Origin of the sequence: Granulibacter bethesdensis (assembly GCF_001889525.1) — a bacterium.
Classification (GTDB): domain Bacteria; phylum Pseudomonadota; class Alphaproteobacteria; order Acetobacterales; family Acetobacteraceae; genus Granulibacter; species Granulibacter bethesdensis_C.
The window spans coordinates 2,185,024-2,202,191 of record NZ_CP018192.1; the positions used below are offsets into that span (position 1 = coordinate 2,185,024).

The window sequence follows — 17,168 nt, forward strand, 5'->3', positions numbered from 1 at the left end:
CCCTGAATACCCTGCGCGGACGTCGAAGACAACCTTCTCTCAACCCCTTATGCCGCAAAACCCGGAAATGTCATCTGCCTTGCGCCGCACGCAACCACCCTATTGCCTCATGGTCTGCTCCTGACGGCAGTGGCCTGTCGCTTCTTCCACCGGCAATGGCCATCATCCATGCGATGACATCCTGGATGGGAAGGTCTCGCCGCTGATCACGGAACAGCAGGTGATAACCATCCGCGTAATAGGCAAAGCACACATCCCGCTTATCTTCACCCTCTTCCCTTGGCCCCACCCGTGGTGCCAGAGCCGCCCAAGCGGTACGCATGGCGCGGTTCGGCACCAGTTCGTCATGGGCGCCATATAGAAACAGGGCCGGCCCCTTTACATACCGTGCCGATTCCAGCGCCTGATCCATCAGATCGACCACACCGCCAATCACATCGACGCGCGTTTTATGAAGGGTCAACGGATCATGCCCCAGCCGGAGCAGGGCGGTTCTGTTATCGCTTGCCTTGACCCGCACCGGGCCGGGACCAAGCCGTGCCCCAGGAATCGTATGCAGCGCCAACCAGAGCGTGCTGCGCAGGGCGATATTCATTTTTCTACGCCCCCACACAGCCGGAGCAGAGAGAATATAGCCGTCAACCGCCGGAGCATCAGGCAGCGTTGCAGTCAGCATCAGCACCGCGCCCCCCATGCTTTCGCCCATCGCAAAAATCCGGCTGTGCGGATAACGCTGACGCAGCTGACGCAGCATGGCGGCGGCATCCTGCGCCATAGCCTCCCCGCCCGACCAGTAACCACGGGATGGCGATGCACCGAAGCCGCGCTGATCCGGCGCGATCACGGCAATACCCGCTGCCGCCAGAACAGGGGCGGGATACTCCCATGCATCACGGGAATCGTTCATTCCGTGCAGGGCCAGCACCACTGCCCATGGGCCATCCTTGGGTATGTCGGTCGGCATCCATGCGCGATATGGCAATGCTGTTTCATCTGCCAGCCTGAACAGACCGGACGGAGGAACCAAAGCATTCAACCGGGGAAAAGGCACCTGCATAACCGCTTTACCCGGTTCACTGACCCCCGTCATAGAAACCGAAACCCGTGGAACCCCCGGGAGCATGAGTCGGGATGCACAGGCGCAGGGAAGCAGCGACACCCCTATCACCAACCAGCGCAATATACGGGGAAAAGAAGTCAATGGACGGCCTCGGATCGGAAATAATCAGATGAACAGGCTCCAGAGAAACGGAGACGGTTGAACGAACCGTCCGCATGGCTATCATCCCGACAATGCCTCTGCCAGATGCCCGGCAAGGCGAGGCTCTACGGAGGATGCACCATGACCACACCGCCCATCGATTATGCCTCCGTCTCTGCGGAGCGGGGGGAACCAACCCCCGTGGCTCCCGCCGGGTTGAATGCTCCATCCAGCGAGACCATTCTGGTCGACAGCCGTGTCGTTTCCTGCGATGGCGGAAATGCGCCGCTGGGGCACCCTCGCGTGTGGCTGCGGATCGTCGGGCAACGGGTTATGTGCCCTTATTGTTCCCGCCTCTATGTGCTGACGGCCGATGCCCCTGCCGTAGCGGCCCACTGACGCCTGATCTGACCATTTTTCCGTGAGCACCTCCCCGACGCCGGATGCAGCGCTTCCGGACAGCACCCATTTGATCCTGATCGATGGATCTGGATTCATTTTCCGCGCCTTCCACGCCTTGCCGCCGATGACCAGACCGGATGGCACGCCGGTCAATGCCGTCTTCGGCTTTACCAACATGCTGGCGCGGTTTCTGAAAGATCACGTTGGCACGCATCTGGCGGTGATTTTCGATGCCGGGCGAACCACTTTCCGCAATCGGCTCTATCCGGCCTACAAGGCGCATCGTCCGGAGCCACCGCCGGAGCTGCTCCCGCAATTCGCGCTGATCCGGGAGGCCACCGCCGCCTTCGGCGTCCCTGCGATCGAACTGGCCGACTGGGAAGCGGATGACCTGATCGCCTCCTATGCCCGTGCTGCGGTCACACGGGGCGGGCGTGTCACTATCGTCTCCTCCGACAAGGATCTGATGCAGTTGATCCAGCCGGGTGTGGAGATGCAGGATCCCATCAAACAAAAAACCATCGGCCCCGCCGAGGTGATGGAAAAATTCGGCGTTACGCCAGAGAAAATGATCGACGTGCAGGCCCTGATGGGGGACAGCGTCGATAACGTCCCCGGCGTTCCCGGGATTGGCCCCAAAACCGCTGCCCAGCTCATCAATGACTATGGCGATCTCGAGGGTGTTCTCGCATCACTGGAAACAATGAAGCCCAGCAAGCGCCGGGACAATCTCGTTGCCCATGCCGAGGATGCGCGGATTTCCCGTCAACTGGTGGCACTGAGTCAGGATGCCCCGCTACCAGTGCCGATCACCGATCTGAGTGTTCGTCAGCCGGATGCTGCCGTTCTGCAGGACTGGCTGAATGCGCAAGGGTTCCGCAGCACCGCGGCAAGGCTCGGGCTTGAGACAAGCGGCAGCACTTCCCCCTCCTCTCCCGCTGCCAGCAGAACTGCGGCCGCCCCCCCTGCGGCAGCAGCCACCCTTCCTCCTTCCTCCGCGCCCTTCGGCCCTTATCAAACCGTCACGACCGTCGAAGCGCTGGAACCATGGCTGGCGGAAGCGCGGAAAGCCGGCTTGTTTGCTATGGACACCGAAACCGACGGGCTGGATGCACAACAATGCAGACTCGTTGGCATTTCGCTCGCAGTTGCACCGGGGAAAGCCTGCTATATCCCGCTCGATCACCAGACCACGCTGGATCAGCCGGTCCGCCAGCCGGCCATTACGGAAATTGCCGCTGCGCTCAACCCGGTTCTGGCCGATCCGGCTGTTCTGAAAATCTTTCAGAACGGCAAGTTCGATCTCGCCGTGCTGCGCCGCCATCAAATGCCGGTCATCGCCCCGATCGACGACACCATGCTGATTTCCTATGCTCAGGAAGCTGGTGCGCACGGGCATGGCATGGACGAGCTTTCCGTCCTCCATCTAGGACACAGCCCGATTTCCTATGATCAGGTGACCGGCACCGGGCGCAATCGTCTGCCCTTCCCGCAAGTTCCCATCGACAAGGCCACCGCGTATGCCGCCGAGGATGCCGATGTCACGCTGCGTCTGTGGCATGTGCTGCGGCCCCGCCTGCGCGAGACTAAATCCCTGACCATCTATGAGCAGATGGAGCGGCCGTTAGTGCCGGTGCTCTGCGCCATGGAAGCAGTCGGCATTCGGGTCGATGAAGCCGAGTTACGGCGTATGTCGGCAGATTTCGCCCTGCGCATGGCAGACATGGAAACGGAAATTCATCAGTTGGCAGGCCGCCCGTTCAACCTCGCCAGCCCGAAACAGCTGGGAGAGGTGCTGTTCGACGAAATCGGCCTAACCGGCAGCAAGCGATCCAAAACCGGCGCATGGGGCACGGATGCGGCCACGTTGCAGGCGATTGCGGATGAAAGCGGCCATGCCTTGCCCGCCCGTATCCTGGATTGGCGCCAACTGGCCAAGCTGAAATCCACCTATGCCGATGCGCTGGTGGAGGATGTCAATCCACGGACCGGTCGGGTTCATACCTCGTTCCAGATGGCGATCACCACCACGGGGCGTCTGTCCTCCAACGAGCCGAATTTGCAAAATATCCCGATCCGCACCGAGGAAGGCAGCCGCATCCGGCGAGCTTTCATCGCCGATCCCGGCCATGTGCTGATCAGCGCCGATTACAGCCAGATCGAACTGCGTCTGCTGGCGCATGTCGCCGATATTCCGCAGTTGAAGGACAGCTTCGCCAACGGTGAGGACATTCATGCCCGCACCGCGAGCGAAGTGTTCGGCGTGCCGATGCAGGGCATGGATTCCCTGACCCGCAGACGGGCGAAGGCGATCAATTTCGGCATTATTTACGGCATCAGCGCCTTTGGTCTGGCACGGTCGCTGGCCATTTCTCCGGGCGAGGCGCGTCAGTATATCGATGCTTATTTCGCCCGCTATCCGGGCATCCGGGACTACATGGAGCGAACCAAGGAAGAAGCGCGAATCAACGGTTTCGTGGTCACGCCCTTCGGACGCCGCTGCTGGGTGCCGGGCATCGCCGACCGCAACCCGGCAAGGCGCGGTTATGCGGAACGGCAGGCGATCAATGCCCCGCTTCAGGGTGGCGCCGCGGATATCATCAAACGCGCCATGGTCCGGCTGCCTGCCGTGCTGGCTGACAACAGTTTTCAAACCCGCATGTTGCTTCAGGTGCATGACGAATTGCTGTTCGAGGCCCAGGAGGCCGAAGCCGAAGCTGTCGCCCGTCTGGTCACCACGACCATGCAGGATGCCGCCCGGATTTCAGTGCCGCTGGTGGTGGAAACCGGGATCGGGAGCAACTGGGGCGAGGCTCACTGATATCACGCCGGTCAGGCATATCCCTGCCTGACCGGAGCCTACACCCGCGTCTTGCAGATTACCGGAGCCTTATTCGGAATCGACCAGCACAAGCTCGGCCTGTTCGAGTCCGGTAATCTCCAGCCGTTCCTCCTGCGTGATCGCCAGACCATCACGGGCATCGACTTGCACGCCGTTCACACTGATCCGGCCGGTTGCTGGCACCAGATACAGATGCCGCTCCGGATCGGCATCCAGCATCAGGGTCTGTCCGGCCCCTACCGTTGCCGCCAGCACACGCGCATTGGCCCGGATCGGCAAGGCGTCATCTCCCGCTATGCCGCTGGCGAGGATCGTAAACCGGCCTTCCCGCTGCTCCCTTGGAAACGGGCGCTGTCCCCATGAGGGCGTGCCGCCTTCCGTGGCAGGCTCGATCCATATCTGGAACAGCCGGGTCCTGCCGCTCTCCCGATTATGCTCGGCGTGACGGATCCCCGAGCCAGCGGACATGACCTGCACATCCCCGGCTTCGGTCCTTCCATGATTCCCCAGCGAATCACGATGCGTGATCGCCCCCTCCCGCACATAGGTAATGATTTCCATATTAGCGTGAGGATGCATGGGGAAACCGGAATCCGCTGCAATCTCGTCATCGTTCCAGACGCGCAGCGCACCCCAGCCCATCCGGGCCGGCTCATAGTAATGTGCGAACGAAAAATGATGCGTTGCGTTCAGCCAGCCATGATTGGCGTGGCCCAGCCCGGCAAATGGCCTTTTCTCGATCATGGTCCTGCTCCTCTATCAGGGGGAGAGCTTTACAGCCTCCGTGATGGAGCAGAGATGAGGCATGAGGTTGCCTGGGAAAAGAGCAGGATCAGAACGACACTGTTTCTGTTTTGACACCAGCAGGCTGCGATGCTCTCGCAGCCTGTCGGCACAATGATGGCTGGCCTGGATGACGGACCTGAATTACTGACCTGGCTGGCGCATCATCCTGTACTCTTTGGGCACATCGAAATAGGCCGGGGTAATATTGCTGTAGGATACTTTCACAGCCATCAGACTAGCCCCGTTCTGTGCGCGTTCATGCGCATTCAGCAGCACGCCATCCGCAGTCAGGCAGACGATGCTGCCCTGTGCGTTCGGCTCAGTCACATCGTAAACTGTACAGGGCTGGCCTGCGATCACCTCGGTTCCGGTCTTGTTGAAGCGGGCATTTTTAGGCGGTTCGAAAGTCATGCTCTGCGCCGCGCCCGGAGGCAGCGGCATGACAGATTTCTGTCCGTCGATGACCATCACTCCATTGCCAGCCTTCCGGTCGATAATGATGTAATCTTTCGAATTCGGCGTCTCGATCCGAAGCTTTCCGGCAGATGCCAGCACCGTCACCATAGCCTGATGCCGGGAGCCATCAGGATCCACCGTATCATACAGCACCTGCACGTTTTTCGAGGGAATGACGAGCGGTGCGGTCTCTGCCGCCAGACAGGACCCCCCCGCCATGAAGGACGCCAGCACACCGGCCATAGCCGTCCATTTCAGTCCTGACGTCATCATATCATCCAATCCACCTGTTATCCCACCCTACGGCTTGTCCCATGTAGACGGATACCAGGGAAGGTCACCCACCATCATGACGCAGAAAGGGTTTATTTCAAGCGGTCCGGCATGACAGGCAGCGCACCCTCGGGAACATTGTCCCGCAGCAACCCGGCAAGACGCCCGTAGCCGTCGCCGCGAGGATCAGACCCACGCCAGATCAGGCAGATCCGGCGGGCAGCGGAATCCGTCAGAGGAGACAGGGATAGCAGACCGTGCAAATCCTCCCGTCCCCGTGCGGCGAGGGCAGGCAGCAGGGAATATCCCTCCCCGGCCGCTATCATATGCCGCAGCATTTCCAGACTACATGCAAACCGCTGTTTCTGCGTATGCGCGGTTCTGCTTCCCTGTCGGGCACAGAGCGACAATGCCTGATCACGCAGACAATGCCCTTCCTCCAGCAGTAACAGCCCATCAACCGGCAATTCGTCCAGATTGACATCGCGCCGGAATGCCAGCGGATGACCGGTCGGGCACGCCAGCATGAAGGGTTCATCCAGAATCGGCTCGGCTACAATTCCGTCCATCGGGCTGAGCCACGCCAGCAACCCGATATCGAGTTTTCCAACGCGTAAAGCATCCAGCAGATCACCCGTTTTCAGTTCCTCAATCTGGAGCGACAGGCCCGGTAGACGGCCCAGCACACTCCGCAGCACGGATGGCAGATAGTACGGTCCCAAAGTCGGGATCACACCAAGCCGCAGCGTACCGGTCAGGCTGCCCTGTTGTGACTGCGCCATTTCCAGCAACAGCCGCGCCTGCTGCAAAATGCCGCGCGCCTGGGAGAGAATCGCTTCCCCCTGCTCCGTGGGGCGGACCTGACGATTGCCACGATCGAACAAGGTGACACCAAGCAGATCCTCAAGTTTTCTGACCTGTTCGCTCAAGGCGGGCTGACTGACGCCGCATTGCTCGGCGGCACGCCCAAAATGCCGCAACTCGCTGACAGCGACAGCATATTCCAGATCGCGCAGCGACAACCCAGCCAGGTTCATAGGGAGCACCGAAACATCATTAAGGAAAGAACGATTTTCCTTATACCCGAACCCGTGGCAGGGTCACGCCGAAGCCTTAGACCTCGCGGATTGGAAATTGCAGCCATGCCCGATACTTCATACCCCTTTCCCTCCTCCGGCTCCTCCGGCAGCCCCGTTCTGACCACCACGGCAGGCGCGCCGGTTGCAGATAATCAGAACAGCGTTACGGCGGGTGCTCGCGGTCCAATTCTGTTGCAGGATTATCAGCTGATCGAAAAACTCGCGCACCAGAATCGCGAACGTATTCCGGAACGCGTCGTGCATGCAAAAGGCTCAGGCGCTTTCGGTACTTTTACCGTCACGGCGGATATTTCACGTTATACACGCGCCAGCATTTTCTCACGCATTGGCAAATCCACTGATGTGCTGCTGCGTTTTTCCACTGTTGCCGGTGAGCGTGGGGCTGCGGATGCAGAGCGCGATGTACGCGGATTTGCGCTGAAATTCTATACCGATGAAGGCAACTGGGATCTGGTCGGCAATAACACGCCGGTGTTTTTCATCCGCGACCCGATGAAATTCCCCGATTTTATCCGCACGCAGAAGCGTCATCCACGCACCAATCTACGCTCTCCCACCGCGATGTGGGATTTCTGGTCGCTCAGCCCTGAAAGCCTGCATCAGGTAGCGATCCTTTTCAGCGATCGGGGACTGCCGCAAGGCTATCGTTTCATGAACGGTTATGGCAGCCATACCTACAGCTTCTGGAACGATGCCGGCGAGCGTTTCTGGGTGAAGTTCCACTTCAAATCCCTGCAAGGTATCCGCACCTGGACCAATGAAGAAGCCAATGAGGTCATTGCCCAGGATCGGGAAAGCGCCCAGCGCGACCTGTACGAAGCGATTGAACAAGGCGATTTCCCGCGCTGGCGCGTCTGCGTGCAGATCATGCCGGAGGCAGAGGCCAACAGGACGCCATACAATCCCTTCGACCTGACGAAAGTCTGGCCGCATGCCGATTACCCGCTGATCGATGTCGGCGTGCTGGAGCTGAATCGCAATCCCGCGCATTATTTCGCGGAGATCGAGCAGGCTTCGTTCTCACCGTCCAATATCGTGCCCGGCATCGGTTTCTCCCCTGACAAGGTGTTGCAGGGGCGTCTGTTCGCCTATGCCGATGCTCATCGCTACCGTGTCGGCACCCACTACGAAGCCTTGCCCGTGAATGCCCCGAAATGCCCGGTTCATCACTATCACGCGGATGGTGCCATGCGCTTCGACGCGCCGCAGGGAACCGATGCGTATTACGAGCCGAACTCCTTCAACGGTCCGGTGCAGGATCGCACGGCTCAGGAACCGCCGCTGCGTATTTCGGGCGATGCCGACCGCTATAATCATCGGGATGGTAACGACGACTACACTCAGCCTGCCGCGCTGTTCCGCATGTTCACGGCTGAACAGAAGGAGCGCTTCTACCGCAACATCGCTGGCGCCATGCAGGGTGTTCCCGGCTTCATCATCGCCCGTCAGCTGGAGCATTTCCGCCGCGCCGATCCGGAATGGGCGGATGGTGTAAAGCGGGCGTTGGGTGATGCGTATCAGGAACCGGAGTCTGCTCCAACCAATGCCGAGGCGCGCGCCTGAACAGCTTTATTTTTCCAGCTCCCCGGGACAGGCAGCAATGCCTGTCCTCACCTCCACCGCGTCTGTCTCTGACAGGCGCGGTTTTTTTATGCGCGGGCCAGACGGACCAGTTCCTGCCGGACACCCGATGCGTCGCTTACCGGCGCTGACCAGTGCATCCGCAACACCGGTTCGGACATGGGGTCATCAGGCGCCAGATCGCAGCCATCGCAATCCACCGCCACCATGCGCCAGCTTGCAGCCTTGCCACCCCCACCCTGCGCAATCCGCGCCAGCGCATCAGCATGATCCGCATTACAATGCGTGATGATCTCCGCCTCCACCGTAACCAGTGCCGTGACCGAGGCTTCGTCAGGACACAGCACAGAGCCTGGCAGGCGGGTAGCTCTTGCAAAGCCGCCCACCAGCATGGCTCCCAGCGGCTTTAACCTCACCAACGAAAAATCACTGAATCCAGCATAGGGCGCGGCATAGGGATGCACGGCCAGAAAACGCTGCCGCAGCGCCGGATCATCCACCCGCTCCGCCAATCCTGTGACGGTGACACGCGGTGCGGTCTGTGGATTGACGGTCTCTGCCTTCCCACTGACCATCAGGGCCGCCCGTTTCTCCATCCGCAAATGCCGCATATGCTCCGACAGGCCGGACAAAAGCAGCAGGATCGACAGATCAGCCGCGCAGGCATGGGTGACAAGCGCTGCATAAGGCTGCCCATCCTGGACGGTGGCCAGTGTCGCATGCCGGATAGAGCGCAGCAGGCAACGCACCTGCCACGCAACCTGTTTCATGTCATGCGTATCCAGTGCCATAATCGATTCTTCCTGCCATGCCGCTCTCAGCGGACCGCATTCGTTTACAGTCGTTCAAAGCCCACGAAACGGGCAAAGCCCACGAAACGGGATCCACCATGACACAGACCATCGCCCTCGTGGATGATGACCGCAATATCCTCACCTCTGTCTCCATGACGCTGGAGGCGGAAGGATTTCAGGTCCGCACCTATACCGACGGAGAAAGCGCGTTGCAGGGCCTGACGACCCGGCCCGTGGATCTGGCGGTGCTGGACATCAAGATGCCTCGCATGGACGGGATGGAGCTGCTGCAACGTCTGCGCGCCCGTACTGCTTTGCCGGTTATCTTCCTGACCAGCAAGGACGAGGAGGTCGATCAGTTGATGGGCCTGCGGCTGGGGGCGGATGATTACATCACCAAACCCTTCAGCCAGCGCCTGCTGATCGAGCGTATCCGCGCTCTGCTGCGCCGGAATGAGGCCAGCCGTGCAGACGGGCAAGGCACGACAGGAGGAGGACTGCTGACCCGTGGCGATCTGACCCTTGATGAGAGCAAGCACCAGTGCCTGTGGCATGGCAAAGATATTCAGCTGACGGTCACGGAATTCCTGCTGGTCAAGGCGCTGGCCGCCCGTCCCGGCGTGGTCAAATCCCGTGACCAGCTAATCGACGCTGCCTATGGCGAAAACATCTATGTCGATGATCGCACCATCGACAGCCATGTCAAACGGGTCCGCAAGAAATTCCGCTCTGTGGATGATGATTTCAACCAGATCGAAACTCTCTACGGCATCGGCTATCGCTATAAGGAGCAATAATTTCACCGGACTATGCCGTTTTTCCATCCGGGAAACGCATTCCGGCCACGTACGCGCCGCAATTTCATGTCATGGCGGGCCTCATGACGCATAACCGTCCCCCTTCCGCAACGAACCGGCGCTATCGACTGATCTCACCGCTGCTGCGGCGCATTCTGGTGGTCAATGTCATGCCGCTGGTGCTGCTGGTGGCGGCATTGCTGTATCTGGATCAGTACCAGAACGGGCTGCTGAGCGCCGAGGTGCTCACCTTGCGGGAACAGGCGAGGATTTTTGCCGGTGCGCTTGGTGAAGTCGCCATTGATCCGCCGGGCAAGACGCCGCCGCATCTCTCCGCCGGGATTGCCCGGCCACTCTTGCGCCGGCTGACCGAGCCGACCCCCAATGCCCGTGCCCGTCTTTACGGGCCTGATGGCAGTCTGGTGGCCGACAGTCAGGCCATGCGGCACGATCCGGGCGAGGATATCGGCACAGAGCCTGTCGCCAACCCGCATGAGCGGAGCATGCTGACCGATATCGTCAGCACTTTTTACGACTGGGTGCAGACCCACTTCCCGCATGCCAGCCGCTCCCCCATTATGAACACGGATCGGGATGAGGCGCTTGAAACCAGACCGCGCTGGCAGTCCGACACAGGCAAGGACCAATCCGCTGCCTTTACTTCGACCGATTCAGCGCTGGAAATGCCGGCCTATATCCGCCGCACAGCAGATTCCCGGTTGCTGGTCACGGTGGCGGAACCGGTTCAGCACGATAATCACACCATCGGCATCATTCAGGTGACACGGGAAGCGCGCGAAGTCGATGCCAGCCTGTTTGCGATCCGTGTCTCCATTCTGGCTCTGTTCGGGCTGGCGCTGGGGCTGACGGTGATCATGTCCGGCTATCTGGCACGGACCATCGCCCGCCCCATGCGGAGCCTTGCAGTTGCGGCCGGACAGATGCGGGAAGAACGGGTACGCGGGAGCTATCTGCCACCTGCCCTGCTGCGGCGCGGCGATGAAATCGGGGAGCTCGCAGCAGCTCTCTCTGACAGCGCCGTCGCTTTATGGGCCCGTATGGACGCGATCGAGCGTTTCGCCGCCGATGTGGCACATGAGATCAAAAATCCGCTTTCCTCCATCAACAGCGCCATTGAGACGCTGCGACGGGTCGAGGATCCGGCTCAGCACAAACGGCTGATGAGCATCATCGCGCAGGATGTAGGGCGGCTGGACCGCCTGATCACCGATATTTCCGATGCCAGCCGCGTCGACGCCGAACTGTCACGCCAGCCAACGGAGGAGGTGGATGTGGCTCCCATTCTCTCTACCCTTGCAGACATTCACGAAGCGACGCGGGATGAGGAGGATGGCGACCCTGTTCTGACCGTTCATATCTCCGATCAGCCGCTGGTGGTACGCGCGGTGGAAACGCGGCTGGTGCAGGTTCTGCATAATCTGATCGGCAATGCGGTCTCATTCAGCCCGCCCAATGGGGTGATCATGCTTTCCGCAGGGCGTAACGGGCCGTTCATCCAGATCACAGTCGAGGATGAGGGGCCGGGTATTCCCGACTCAAAACTGGAACACATCTTTGACCGCTTTTACTCCGAACGGCCTGAGCGGGAGCAGTTCGGCAAGCATTCCGGGCTCGGCCTGTCGATCAGCCGCCAGATTATCGAAGCCCTGTCAGGAGAGATCAGCGCCGATAATCGCCGTGATACGGAAGGCAAAATCATCGGCGCCCGGTTCATCATCAAGCTGCCCGGTACCTGAACCGGGCAGAAGCAGTTCCATCACGGACGGATAACGCTCTGTGCCGAACCCTGCGGCAGCCCTTGATCCATTTGTTGCTCGCGGCCCGGCTCCTGAGCCGAAATAGCCACCGGCTTTTTCCAGGGGGTGGAATGATACCATGCAATGATCCGGACCAGCAGTGCCAGCACAGCCATGGCCATGACATTCACCACAATCTGGCGGATGCTCCAAGGCGACACGCCATCCAGAGCCGCGGTCCCAAGCTGCGCCAATACAACCGTGCACAGAAAAACCGGCAATGAATAGGTTCCGGCTGTGATGAACGGCCGAGCCCAGCTGCGGTGAAGAAAGGCCGGACGCTTTCCGACAATGCTTACCACCAGCCATGCGACAGCCAGAAAATGCAGATAGATCAGGGGCGGCAGCACGGTCTTGTTAGTATGCGCCGTCACCCATTCGGCGATGGCCGCGCCCGTCTCCCCAGCATGGCTCAACAGACCGGTGCGGGCGACGAAACCGAAAACAATCAGGCCAACGGCACCGATGCGGAACAGGCCCATGCCCTTGTCACGGAAAACCGGCGGCACCGAAACCCACCCGGCTGTCAGCGCATAACCGGTGAAGAAAACCAGTTGCCAGCTGAAGGGATCGAAGAACCAGTGACGCTTCGTGCTGGGATCGGCGGGCAAATTCCAGCCCAACAGCAGGGCGCCTGCCCACAGCAGAACCGATGCCACGACAGGCAGCCGCCGATCCAGCTTCGCCAGCAGGACCGCAACCGGCACCATCGCCATGATCACGACATAAACCGGCAGCACATCCAGATAGCCCGGCACGTAGCTCAGCATCACGATGCCTCGGAATGCCTGCACCGGATCGTCATACAGATGATACAGTTCGAACAGCTCAACAAAATTATAGTGACGATGGCCGGTCACATGGGCCAGCAAACCGGGCAGAGCCGCCACCGCCATCACCAACCCGAGTTGGGCCGCATAAATCTGCCAGAGCCGCAGCGACACACGCGCCGTTCCCAGCGCCCATCCTGCCCGGCGATAAACACTGCCAAAAGCGTAGGCACAAGAGGCACCCGAGACAAAAAAGAAAATACAGGCCGCATCGCTGAAACCGAAACTGGCAGGCATCAGATGGGAGAAGCTGTTGTTCCGGATATGGTCGATCAGGATGATGAACAGGGATAAGCCCCGAAAAAAATCAATCCGCAGATCGCGCTCCTTGCGGACACGCACAGTCTGTACGGCCGGATTGGCCGAGCCGGGAACCGTTCCTTGACAAAGGGGATCGCTCATAACCGCGCCAGATCCTTTCCTCTTTCTACCGTCTGCCGTAGACGGCAGAAAGATCAGCCGATCAAACCAGACCAGACAATGCCTGATCTGACAACATGGCTGATCCAACGAGAATAACCATTGAACACTAACCCATGCGAACGGTTCGCACAGCAAAAAGAATTTGACCAAACGTAACAGACCATCCCATTGCCCTGCGCCGGCCCATTGCCCTGCGCCGGGATGCCTACCCCTCGCCACCGCCATGGGGTAACCCGGACAATTCCCGCATGGGATCGCTACATCCCCAAGGGACAAAAGACGCTTAGATGAGGGAGCCTGCCGGAATGGGTCTCAAGATCATGGGGTCGACCGCCCTGCTGACCGAAGCCACGCGCCTCTGCCGCCGCCGCGCGCTGTGGGTGGTACTGGCAGCCATGGCGCTGGCGGGACTCAGCCTGACCCATGCCGCCCATCATCTGGGGGTCAGCACCAATACGGATGAGCTGTTTGCCTCCTCACTTCCATGGCGGCAACGTCAGATCGCCTACGAGAAGAATTTTCCACAGAATCAGGATCTGCTGGTCGCTGTGGTCGATGGCTCCATTCCGGAGGAAGCCGAAGCCACAGCCGATGCGCTTACAAAGGCACTGTCTGAAGACAAGGAGCATTTTCTTTCTGTCCAGCAGCCAGGAGCGCTACCTTATTTCCAGAAAGAGGGGCTGCTGTTTCTCGACCAGAAAAGCCTGTCCAGCCTGCTGGACCAGACGATCGACGCGCAGCCTTTTCTGGGGCAGCTGACGGCAGATCCCAGCGCACGCGGCCTGTTCGCGGCGCTTTCCCTCGTTGCCATGGGCGTCTCCCGCGGGGAGGCCAACCTCCAGCCCTTCATGCCGGCACTGCAAGGCTTCGACAATGCGCTGCGACAGGCAGCAGAGGGGCATCCGAAACCGCTTTCATGGGAGAACCTGCTGGCCGGTCCACTGGCGCAGCAGGCAGGACAATACCGCTTCGTGCTGGCCCAGCCGCGGCTGGATTACGACGCGCTGGAACCCGGCGGTGCTGCAACCGCCGTGCTGAGACACATCGCCGCCGGGCTGGAATTCGTCCGCACCGGCCATGCCCATGTGCGCATCACCGGCCCTGTCGCGCTGGCGGACGAAGAATTCTCCACCGTGGCCCATGGCATGGTGGAAGGCACTCTCATCAGCATCGCCCTGATTACGCTTTGGCTGTTTCTGGCCCTGCGCAGCTGGCGGCTGATCCTGCCGGTGCTGGCCACCTTGATGCTCGGTCTGACGCTGACGATCGGGTTTGCCTCAGTGGCGGTTGGCACCCTGAATCTCGTCTCGGTCGCATTTGCAATCCTGTTCGTGGGGATCGCCGTCGATTTCGCCATTCAATACTGTGTGCGCTTCCGCGAGGTGAGGCACGAAATCGCCGATCCGGCCATTTCCCTGCCGGAAACCACACGCCGGGTCGGCGGACAGATTTTGGTGGCCGCCGCCGCAACAGCCGCAGGGTTTCTGGCTTTTGTTCCGACCAGCTTCGAAGGAGTAGCCGAGCTCGGGCTGATCGCCGGGATTGGTATGCTGATTGCCTTCCTGTGTACTATGACTTTCCTGCCGGCCATGCTGAGCCTGTTCCGCCCACGGGCAGAAGGACGGGAAATCGGCTTTGCCGTTGGAATTCCTCTCGACCGCACCCTGCTGCGCTGGCGGCGGCCTGTTCTGCTGGTCTTTGCCCTGATCGCCGCTTCCGGGATCGCCCTGCTGTCGCGGCTGACATTCGATTCCGATCCCTTGCACACCAAAAATCCGAATACGGAGGCCATGCGGACGCTCTACGGCATGATGGGCGATCCGATGACCAACCCCTATTCCGCCGATATTCTGGTGGCGAACCGGGAACAGGCTGGGGTGCTCGCCAAAAAGCTTGAAAAACTGCCGACCGTCGCCGAGGTTCTGACACTCTCCTCTTTCGTGCCCGACAATCAGGATGAAAAGCTGGCTCTGGTCGCGGATGCCGCCAGTCTGCTGGGGCCGACCCTGACCCCTCATACCCCCCCCTCCTCCGTGACGCCCGAACAGATCAGGCTGGCGATCAGTGCGGCGCTGGGGCAGATCCGCCCGGCTTTGGCCAAACTGCCCGCCAATCATCCTCTGGCCGGGATCGCAGCAGCGCTCGACCGGCTGTCTCATGCTTCCGACGAGACACTTCTGGCCGCCAATGCGGCCCTCGTGCGGTTTCTGCCGATGCAGCTTGAGCGTCTGCGTACGGCCCTGAGCGCCGAGAAAGTCACCGTCCAGGATATTCCTCCCACCTTGGCGAAAGACTGGCAGCTTCCTGACGGACGGGTGCGGGTCCAGGCCATGACCAGCCCCAAAGCCTCCGACAGCGCCGGGCTACACCGTTTCGCCGCCGAAGTTCTGGCCGTTGCCCCCGATGCCAGCGGCTCCGCCATCGTGATCGTGGAAACGGCGCAAACCATCGTGACCGCGTTCCGTCATGCCGCAATGGGAGCCATCGCCGCCATCATGGTGATCCTTGCGCTCGCGTTGCGTCGGGTGCTGGATGCCGCACTGGTGATGTCGGCGCTTCTGCTCTCCGCGCTGATGACAGTCGTAGTGATCAGCCTGCTGCCCATGGCGCTGAATTTCGCCAATATTATCGCCCTGCCGCTGCTGCTGGGCGTCGGCGTCTCGTTCAACATCTATTTCGTGATGAACTGGCGGGCGGGGGTGAGCGGTTTTCTGGCGACCGCAACAGCCCGGGCTGTGATTTTCTCTGCCCTGACCACCGCGACCGCCTTCGGATCACTGGCATTGTCGGAGCATCCGGGCACGGCCAGCATGGGCAATCTGCTGATGATCAGTCTCGGCTGCACATTGGTTGCCTCGCTGATCTATATCCCGGCGCTGCTTTCCGGGCTGCGAAGGCAGGGTCAGGCCTGAGCGCGGATCAGACGACGCAAAGCACGTATATCATCCGGGCGGGTGCGGCAGCATCCGCCGATGATCCGTGCTCCGAGACGGAGCCAGCTTCTCGCCTGTTCTGCCCAGTCACCGGGTCGCCTGTGTCCCCAGCAACGGGTCACTGGATCAAACGACTCCCCGGCATTGGGGTAGACGATCACAGGCAGGCCACCACGGCGCAAACAGCGGATCAAGGCAGGCACGAGCGCCGGATCGGTACAATTGATCCCGATGGCAGCCACGGAAAGACAGGATGCCACAGCCTGCACGCAGAGGCTCAAGGGGGTTCCATCGGCGATATGGGCCGCATCCCGCACGGAAAAGCTGATCCATCCCGGCAGGCTCAATGCCTGAAGCAAATCCGCAAACGCCAGCGCCTCCTCTAAATGCGGCACGGTTTCACAAGCGATGAGATCGGCGCCTCCAACTGCCAGCGCACGCATGCGGGGAGCGTGGAACGCCAGATACTGTGAGCGCGACAGGGTATAGCGTCCGGTATATTCCGAGCCATCGGCCTGACACGCCCCGTACGGCCCCAGCGAGCCAGCCACCAGCGGACGAATCCGGTTTCGGCGCTGCACCGCCGGCAGACCGGCCCAGACGTCATCCCGGACCGAACAGGCCAGTCGCGCCGCATCGGCCAGGACTGCCATGGCCCGACGCCGCGACAATCCTCTGCGCTGCAATCCCGGCAGACTTAGCTGATAGCTGGCGGTTTCGATACAATCCGCTCCGGCCTCCAGATAGGCCCGATGTACCGCCGCAATCGCCGCCGGATTATCCAGCAGCAGGCGACCGGACCAGAGCGGATCATCCAGATCATACCCGGCATGCTCAAGCTCCGTCGCCAATGCCCCATCCAGAATCAGTGGGCGGGCACGCCGGAAGAGAGAAGAGACCAATGCCATCACATCCTCCCATCGTCGGCGACAC

The 17,168-nt window shown here is 60.6% G+C and carries 13 protein-coding genes; 6 read left to right on the forward strand and 7 right to left on the reverse strand.

Annotated elements, in window-relative coordinates:
* Positions 1-70: 70 nt before the first annotated feature.
* Positions 71-1,057, reverse strand: a complete 987-nt coding sequence (locus GbCGDNIH6_RS09790; RefSeq protein ID WP_157692413.1) for an alpha/beta fold hydrolase — start codon at positions 1,055-1,057, stop codon at positions 71-73.
* A gap of 285 nt (positions 1,058-1,342) precedes the next feature.
* On the opposite strand from GbCGDNIH6_RS09790, the gene GbCGDNIH6_RS09800 reads away from it, so the two are divergent.
* Together GbCGDNIH6_RS09800 and polA are read left to right on the forward strand one after the other, a co-directional pair.
* Complete coding sequence (locus tag GbCGDNIH6_RS09800) at positions 1,343-1,600, forward strand: zinc-finger domain-containing protein (RefSeq protein ID WP_081370079.1); 258 nt, start codon at positions 1,343-1,345, stop codon at positions 1,598-1,600.
* Between the two features lie 22 nt (positions 1,601-1,622).
* Positions 1,623-4,424, forward strand: coding sequence for a DNA polymerase I (gene polA, locus GbCGDNIH6_RS09805; RefSeq protein ID WP_072563744.1), 2,802 nt, complete (start codon positions 1,623-1,625; stop codon positions 4,422-4,424).
* Between the two features lie 69 nt (positions 4,425-4,493).
* On the opposite strand, the gene GbCGDNIH6_RS09810 is transcribed toward polA, so the two are convergent.
* From GbCGDNIH6_RS09810 to GbCGDNIH6_RS09820, 3 genes are all read right to left on the reverse strand, one after another.
* Positions 4,494-5,189 (reverse strand): pirin family protein, encoded by a 696-nt coding sequence (locus GbCGDNIH6_RS09810; protein ID WP_072563745.1) that lies wholly within the window; start codon positions 5,187-5,189, stop codon positions 4,494-4,496.
* A 183-nt stretch (positions 5,190-5,372) separates the two neighbouring features.
* Positions 5,373-5,960: a DUF4412 domain-containing protein gene (locus tag GbCGDNIH6_RS09815; RefSeq protein ID WP_157692414.1), complete on the reverse strand. Its 588-nt coding sequence runs from the start codon at positions 5,958-5,960 to the stop codon at positions 5,373-5,375.
* A gap of 92 nt (positions 5,961-6,052) precedes the next feature.
* Positions 6,053-7,006 (reverse strand): LysR substrate-binding domain-containing protein, encoded by a 954-nt coding sequence (locus GbCGDNIH6_RS09820; protein ID WP_095413411.1) that lies wholly within the window; start codon positions 7,004-7,006, stop codon positions 6,053-6,055.
* 96 nt (positions 7,007-7,102) lie between these two features.
* On the opposite strand from GbCGDNIH6_RS09820, the gene GbCGDNIH6_RS09825 reads away from it, so the two are divergent.
* The gene (locus GbCGDNIH6_RS09825) at positions 7,103-8,623 is read left to right on the forward strand and encodes a catalase (protein ID WP_072564516.1); all 1,521 of its coding nucleotides are present in this window, start codon (positions 7,103-7,105) and stop codon (positions 8,621-8,623) included.
* Positions 8,624-8,709: 86 nt separating this feature from the next.
* Here GbCGDNIH6_RS09825 and GbCGDNIH6_RS09830 read toward each other — a convergent pair whose 3' ends face one another.
* A complete protein-coding gene (locus tag GbCGDNIH6_RS09830) occupies positions 8,710-9,432 on the reverse strand; it encodes a HugZ family pyridoxamine 5'-phosphate oxidase (protein ID WP_072563748.1) in 723 nt (240 codons plus the stop codon).
* 98 nt (positions 9,433-9,530) lie between these two features.
* On the opposite strand from GbCGDNIH6_RS09830, the gene GbCGDNIH6_RS09835 reads away from it, so the two are divergent.
* Positions 9,531-10,232, forward strand: a complete 702-nt coding sequence (locus GbCGDNIH6_RS09835) for a response regulator transcription factor (protein ID WP_072564517.1) — start codon at positions 9,531-9,533, stop codon at positions 10,230-10,232.
* An 83-nt stretch (positions 10,233-10,315) separates the two neighbouring features.
* The gene (locus GbCGDNIH6_RS09840) at positions 10,316-11,989 is read left to right on the forward strand and encodes a stimulus-sensing domain-containing protein (protein ID WP_072564518.1); all 1,674 of its coding nucleotides are present in this window, start codon (positions 10,316-10,318) and stop codon (positions 11,987-11,989) included.
* A gap of 20 nt (positions 11,990-12,009) precedes the next feature.
* On the opposite strand, the gene GbCGDNIH6_RS09845 is transcribed toward GbCGDNIH6_RS09840, so the two are convergent.
* Positions 12,010-13,281, reverse strand: coding sequence for an OpgC domain-containing protein (locus GbCGDNIH6_RS09845; RefSeq protein WP_072563749.1), 1,272 nt, complete (start codon positions 13,279-13,281; stop codon positions 12,010-12,012).
* Between the two features lie 326 nt (positions 13,282-13,607).
* Between GbCGDNIH6_RS09845 and GbCGDNIH6_RS09850 the strand changes: the two genes are divergently transcribed.
* Positions 13,608-16,214: an MMPL family transporter gene (locus tag GbCGDNIH6_RS09850; protein WP_232449793.1), complete on the forward strand. Its 2,607-nt coding sequence runs from the start codon at positions 13,608-13,610 to the stop codon at positions 16,212-16,214.
* On the opposite strand, the gene mmuM is transcribed toward GbCGDNIH6_RS09850, so the two are convergent.
* Entirely contained in the window at positions 16,205-17,143 is a 939-nt protein-coding gene (gene mmuM / locus GbCGDNIH6_RS09855) for a homocysteine S-methyltransferase (RefSeq protein WP_072563750.1), read from the reverse strand. The genes GbCGDNIH6_RS09850 and mmuM overlap by 10 nt on opposite strands.
* Positions 17,144-17,168: the final 25 nt, after the last annotated feature.